The organism is Mesorhizobium sp. M7A.F.Ca.AU.002.02.1.1 (assembly GCF_003998535.1).
Taxonomy (GTDB): Bacteria; Pseudomonadota; Alphaproteobacteria; order Rhizobiales; family Rhizobiaceae; genus Mesorhizobium; species Mesorhizobium ciceri.
This window is the reverse complement of sequence record NZ_RZPB01000847.1, coordinates 1-2,405: the sequence shown is the minus strand read 5'-3', so window position 1 is coordinate 2,405 and position 2,405 is coordinate 1. Positions and strand designations below refer to the sequence as shown.

The 2,405-nt window shown below is 60.4% G+C and carries 4 protein-coding genes and 1 pseudogene; 1 reads left to right on the top strand and 4 read right to left on the bottom strand.

The genetic code is table 11. The features are described from left to right. Positions 1-1,009 (top strand): HWE histidine kinase domain-containing protein (locus tag EN879_RS32210; RefSeq protein WP_281034619.1); only part of this gene is annotated, 1,009 nt, incomplete at its 5' end. A gap of 95 nt (positions 1,010-1,104) precedes the next feature. Here the strand turns inward: EN879_RS32210 and EN879_RS32205 are convergent. From EN879_RS32205 to EN879_RS32190, 4 genes and pseudogenes are all read right to left on the bottom strand, one after another. Then, positions 1,105-1,350 carry a YMGG-like glycine zipper-containing protein gene (locus EN879_RS32205; RefSeq protein WP_013529278.1) on the bottom strand — a complete coding sequence of 82 codons (246 nt, stop codon included), beginning with the start codon at positions 1,348-1,350 and terminating at the stop codon, positions 1,105-1,107. Positions 1,351-1,433: 83 nt separating this feature from the next. Beyond that, positions 1,434-1,760, bottom strand: a complete 327-nt coding sequence (locus EN879_RS32200; RefSeq protein ID WP_013529279.1) for a hypothetical protein — start codon at positions 1,758-1,760, stop codon at positions 1,434-1,436. A gap of 121 nt (positions 1,761-1,881) precedes the next feature. Then, on the bottom strand, positions 1,882-2,061 hold the full coding sequence (locus EN879_RS32195; protein ID WP_063169142.1) for a hypothetical protein: 180 nt from the start codon (positions 2,059-2,061) through the stop codon (positions 1,882-1,884). 123 nt (positions 2,062-2,184) lie between these two features. Then, positions 2,185-2,405: pseudogene (locus EN879_RS32190) on the bottom strand (histidine kinase); the annotation flags it as partial.

Here is a 2,405-nt window from a genome sequence, read left to right as displayed (position 1 = left end):
CGTCATCAATGCTTCGAGATCCTCGACATCAGGTTTTCTCTATGCGGCCTTCCGGGCTCGCGATCTGTTCCAGACCGCGCTCAGCCGGTCGCCGCTTTTGCCGGTCAACACCGAAATCTATGATGGCGATGGTGCCGTGAACGGCGACAATCTGTTGTTCCGGTCGGAGACGCCGCCGGCTTCCACTTTCGGGAACAGGCTGCTGGTCACGCGAAAGATCATCGTCGCCGGACAGCCATGGACTGTCCTGTTCCGGCCGACAAGCGCCTTCTCGCAGCCGTCGTCGCGCGCCATTCCGGTGATGCTGGGGCTGTTCGGCCTGCTGTTGGCGGGCGCAATCGCGCTTGTGGCGCGCTATCAGGAGCGGGCCTATGAGGCAGCGTCGCGATTGCACGAAACGACGGAAAAGAGCCTGATCGAAAAAGACCTGATGCTGCAGGAGATGAAGCATCGCATCAAGAATTCGATCACCAGGGTGCTGGCGATCGCGCGTCAGACGGCATCGCGGGCGACCGACGTCAACGAGTTTTCAGCGTCCTTCTCGGCTAGGCTGCAGGCGATGGCGGCCTCCCAGGACATGCTGACGCGCTCACGCTGGCAGAAGGCCGATCTTGGCGATCTCCTGCGCATCGAGCTGGGTCAGGTGTTCGGCAAGGAGCTGCCCGATGAGCTGTTGTCGGGACCACAGGTGCTGCTCGACGAAACCACGACGCAAGCGCTCGGCCTGACCTTCCACGAACTGGCGACGAATGCGCTGAAATACGGCGAGGCCGGCAATTCCGTTGGGGCGCTGAAGGTGGACTGGTCGCTCGAAGGCCGAGGGCGCGACAGGGTGCTGGCTCTCAACTGGCGCGAAAACGGGCAGAAGAAACTTGAAGCGCCCGCCGAGACCGGATTCGGCACCAAGCTGATCGACCTCAACGTGACGCGCGAATTGCGCGGTACGATCAAACGGGATTACCAAGCCAATGGGCTGAACGTGGAAATCAAAATTCCACTCGCCAATTGAGCGCGACCGTTGCCGACAAGGGGGAAGCATCCAGACATCAAAAACCCGGAAGCCGGCGGACCGGCCTCCGGATCGACGTTTCGATTATCGCCGAATTAGTTGCAGCGAGCCGTGTAGATCCGGCCGCGATGATCGCGATATTGGCAATAGCCGTTGCGCAGGTTGCGCACCAGCAGGCCGGAACCGGCACCCACGGCCGCGCCGATCAGCGCGCCCTTACCGCCGCCGACCAAGCCGCCGACACCGGCGCCGATCAAGCCGCCGCCAACCACGTCCTTCTCAGTCGAGGTGCAGCCGCTGACCGCGACCACCGCAACCAGGGCAATAATCATCTTCCGCATAGAGTCACTCCTCACTTTGTGTCCTCACTTTAGTAAGCTCCAGCCGCCATTTAGCATGAAATGACGGCCTTTGCTGCTGCAATCTATTGTTGGTGAAGATAGTCTTTTTCTGGGCGTATCGTGTTCGATGCCATTACCAGGCTGGAAATTGCCAAAGACGCGTCAAGCGTACCATCGGCGCGCACATTCCAGACGATCTGATCATAGTCGTCCTCAAGCGCCGGATCGACCGCAAGGCATTTGGCGACGATGTGGTCAGCCTGCCCTTGCACGTCGCCCAAGACGAATGGGCGTTCGGCCACGCATTGCTCGGCCGTCGCGAAAACGCTTACGGGCACCTGGAGTTCACGGCAGTCGGCCATCGTGTTCGAGCAACCGATGACCAGCAACAATGCAGCGATATGTTCCATGGCGAGAAGTCCTCTCGCCATAGTAACGGTCTACATTCGCCAAAGTTCCTGGCTGGCTTGATCGGCCGGGGAAATAAGATGGCGCTACAGCCGATTCGGCCACCGGCCGAAACGAGGTGGCCTAGTAGACCAGTTGGTGCAGGGCGACCGCCATGATCACCGCCACCAAGGCCAGCGCAACTAGGCGCAAAGCTCCGTTGGGAACAGGAGCCAGCGGTGGCGTGGAAGCCTCTGAGTCCTCAAACTCGCCCATGGAAATCCGGGCGGCCTGCTCCAGTCTGTTCATGTCGGCAACCGTCAAGGCATTCCTCCCACCATGCTGTAAATCCTGCTGCGGAAATGTTCGGTGATGCAACAAGTTCCAGCGGTATCTGGGAAAAACAGCATCTGCTTTTATGGTGAACGGCGGGTTAAGGAAGGTCGCTCAATCCGTCTCGAAATTGCCGTGCGGAACGACAAGGCGGTATTCAAGGCGGCCAGCCGCGATTTCGAGCGTCGCCGTTCCGTTCAGTGACGCCGGCACGACCCGTTCGAGTGCGACGCTGCCGAAGCGCTTCTCGCTACGCCTGACATCACTGGCGCCGATTGCCTCCGCCCATGTCAGGGACAGGGAGGTTCCCGTGTCGTCGGCGGTCAGGTCGGCTG

Excerpts from the sequence above, each read along its gene's own strand:
- EN879_RS32205 (WP_013529278.1), bottom strand. The coding sequence starts at position 1,350 with ATGCGGAAGATGATTATTGCCCTGGTTGCGGTGGTCGCGGTCAGCGGC.
- EN879_RS32200 (WP_013529279.1), bottom strand. The coding sequence starts at position 1,760 with ATGGAACATATCGCTGCATTGTTGCTGGTCATCGGTTGCTCGAACACG.